Below are 3289 nucleotides of genomic sequence, written 5' to 3'. Positions count from 1 at the left end.
ACGAAGACATTCGTTTATCTGTAAATGAAGGTGGATCTTTAGGTTACAGGGGAGAAGAAATTAATAATCTCGCAAAAAGAATGCTTTAGATTCAGGTGTATATTATGATTAGAACAAAACGTAAAATTAACAAACAAAGAGGTTCTAGATCCAATGGTGGAGGCTGTACCAAAAAGCGTAGAGGTGCAGGTAACAAAGGTGGAAAAGGTAAAGCAGGTATGGGTAAACAGCACTGGACCTGGACTGTAATCCACGACCCAGACCACTTTGGTAAACATGGTTTCAAAAGACCTCAAAAAATGATTAAAAAAATTAATGCAGTTAATTTAATTTATTTAGAAGAACAAGCAGAAAATTTGATTGCAAACGGAAAAGCCTCTAAAGATGGGGATGCTATTGTCATTGATGTAACTGAATTAGGTTATAATAAAGTTTTAGCAAAAGGTAATATTACTAAAACTTTTAAAATTTCAGCACCTCAATTTTCCGCTAGTGCAATTGAAAAAATTGAAGAATTAGGGGGAGAAGCTATAGAATTATAGCTTCTTAAAATTATTTATCGGGGAAGAAAATGTCATCACTAGAAGTATTAGAGCCAATATTTAAGTTTATTCCGGAAGTCAAATCTCCTGTTCACAGAGAAGAGTTCAATGAAAAACTTAAATGGACCGCTCTTGTTTTGGTATTATATTATTTTTTAACTTTAATTCCATTATATGGTTTAGCTCCTGGAGCTATAGATCAATTTGCTCAGTTAAGAGCAGTTATGGCGGGAAGTTTTGGTTCAATTCTTACTTTGGGAATTGGTCCTATTGTTACTGCTTCAATTGTATTGCAATTGTTAGTAGGTTCTAATCTTTTGGATTTAGATTTGTCTTCTCATAAAGATAAATCTCATTTTCAGGCTACTCAAAAAGTATTATCTATTGTGTTTACTTTATTTGAAGCGTCTGTTTTGGTATTAACTGGTAATTTAGTACCTATTGATGGTTCATATACTGGAATTTTAATTTTACAACTTGTAATTGGTGCTTTAGTAATTATTTATCTTGATGAAATTGTTTCTAAATGGGGATTCGGTAGTGGTATTGGTTTATTCATTGCTGCAGGTGTATGTCAAGCTATTGTAGTTGGTAGTTTTAGTATACTGCAGGGTACTGATGGATTATTTGCAGGTATTATTCCTAAATTCATCCAGCAAATCATTGCAGGTACTCCTGACTTAGCCATTTTAATACCATTGATTGCAACTATTATTGTATTTTTAGTTGTATTGTATGGTGAATCTATGAGAGTGGAAATTCCTATTTCTCATGGTAGTGTAAAAGGGCATGGAAGAATCAGAGGTTCTGTTGGTAAATATCCGTTAAAATTTGTATACTCCAGTAACATGCCGGTTATTTTAACCAGTGCATTGCTTGTAAACGTAACCCTTTTTGCAAATATTTTCCAATCAGCGGGAGTTCCTATTTTAGGTCATATTGAAAAAGGTAAAGCAGTTGATGGTATAGCATGGTTGTTGTCAACACCTAAGTTATCATCTTTTATCACTGAGCCGATGCATGTTTTGGTATATGCAGTATTCTTTATTGGATGTTGTATGCTATTCTCATATTTATGGGTAGAGATCAGTGGATTAAATGCTAAAAAGATTTCAGAACAACTTTATAATTCTGGTATACAAATTCCAGGTTTCAGAAGTAGTAAACGTCAATTATATAAAATTTTGAAAAAATATATTCCTGCACTTACCATTATAAGTGGTGTATATGTAGGTCTTATTGCTTTCCTTGCAGATTTAACCGGTGCTTTAGGTGGAGGTACTGGTGTATTACTTACTGTAGGTATTATTCATAAACTTTATGAAGAAATGGCAGAGGAACAACTTATGTCCTCAAATCCACTTCTTAGAAAATTCTTAGGAGATTAAATCTCCTAATTTTTTATCTTTTTTAAAAAAAAGGTGGGATTAAATTGAAATTGGTAGTATTAACAGGTATTCCAGGTTCTGGAAGTACAACTTTACTTGGTAGGGCACTTGATGAAGTTGATTATGTACATTTAAACTATGGAGACATAATGACCGAAATTGCTATTAAAGATGGTCTCGTAGAAGATAGAGATGCTTTAAGAAAATTACCGGCTGAAACACAAAAAGATATTCAGGCTAAAGCGGCTAAAGAAATCAAGGCAAGATCTGAAAATGATAATATTATAGTGGATACCCACTGTACTATTAACACTCCTGCAGGATTCCTTCCTGGGCTTCCAATATGGGTTTTAGAAGAATTACAACCTGATCTTTTTATTTTGATTGAAGCTGACCCTGATGAGATTATTTATAGAAGATTAAATGATGATACTCGTGAACGTGATTTACAAAAAGCAAATGAAATTCAATTACATCAAGAAATGAACAGAGCTACTTCAATGGCTTACGCTACTTTGACTGGAGCTACTGTTAAAATTTTGAACAATCACGATAATCAATTGGATGTTTCAGTTGCAAAATTAGTAGATGTATTAAATTTATAGGGGTATAATTATGGCGGATCCAATAGGAATCATAAACGAAGCATTGAATGCGATTTTCAATCCAATTCTTGCATTAGATCCAAATCCTAGTAATCCTGCTTTAACTGTTTTGATTATTGCGTTTATTGTTTCTTTAATCACAACTATTGCCAATAAGTATTTAGTTGATCAAGATGCATTAAATGAAAGACAAAAGGCCATGCAAGATTTTAATAAAGAACTTAGAGATGCTCAAAAAAGAGGTGACGGTAAAAAAATGGCGGAACTTCAGGCCAAACAGGCGGACATGATGAAGGATCAGTCTCAAATGATGACTGAACAATTCAAACCAATGATTGTTACTTTTGTACCAATTATTTTAATATTCTTCTGGATGAGAACCTCTGCTATTCACAATTTAGTGATAATTTTACCAAAAACAGTTTACTGGGTTACTTTAACACCAGTTTGGCATTTTATTGGTAGTTTTTTATACGGTGGTCAAGCGACTATCCCTTATGGAATTGGATGGCTATTATGGTATATGATTTGTACTTTTGGTATGAGCCAAATTTTAAGAAAATTCTTAGGATTCAAACAAGGGTTCTAAATCAGTTGTTAAACTATACATTTATTAAGGATGAAAAAGAGATATTATAGTATTCTATTTTAAGAATACGCTATTACACAATTATCAAATATTTTATTTAATTAAAGTTATAGGTGATTAAATGCCTGCAAATAGGTTTAGATCAAGATCATATAAAAGAGTTCA

The 3289-nt window shown here is 32.5% G+C and carries 4 protein-coding genes and 1 pseudogene; all 5 read left to right on the top strand.

Features of this window, described 5'->3' with window-relative positions; translation table 11 throughout:
• Positions 1-89 (top strand): annotated as a pseudogene (gene rpl30p / locus QZ146_RS08530) (50S ribosomal protein L30); the annotation flags it as partial.
• 15 nt (positions 90-104) lie between these two features.
• On the top strand, positions 105-542 hold the full coding sequence (locus QZ146_RS08525) for an uL15m family ribosomal protein (RefSeq protein ID WP_295723612.1): 438 nt from the start codon (positions 105-107) through the stop codon (positions 540-542).
• Between the two features lie 29 nt (positions 543-571).
• Complete coding sequence (secY, locus tag QZ146_RS08520) at positions 572-1930, top strand: preprotein translocase subunit SecY (RefSeq protein WP_295723608.1); 1359 nt, start codon at positions 572-574, stop codon at positions 1928-1930.
• Between the two features lie 44 nt (positions 1931-1974).
• Positions 1975-2535 (top strand): adenylate kinase, encoded by a 561-nt coding sequence (locus tag QZ146_RS08515; RefSeq protein ID WP_295723605.1) that lies wholly within the window; start codon positions 1975-1977, stop codon positions 2533-2535.
• A 10-nt stretch (positions 2536-2545) separates the two neighbouring features.
• On the top strand, positions 2546-3124 hold the full coding sequence (locus QZ146_RS08510; protein WP_295723602.1) for a DUF106 domain-containing protein: 579 nt from the start codon (positions 2546-2548) through the stop codon (positions 3122-3124).
• Positions 3125-3289: the final 165 nt, after the last annotated feature.

The organism is uncultured Methanobrevibacter sp. (assembly GCF_905235195.1).
Taxonomy (GTDB): domain Archaea; phylum Methanobacteriota; class Methanobacteria; order Methanobacteriales; family Methanobacteriaceae; genus Methanarmilla.
This window is presented reverse-complemented; position numbering and strand designations above follow the sequence as displayed.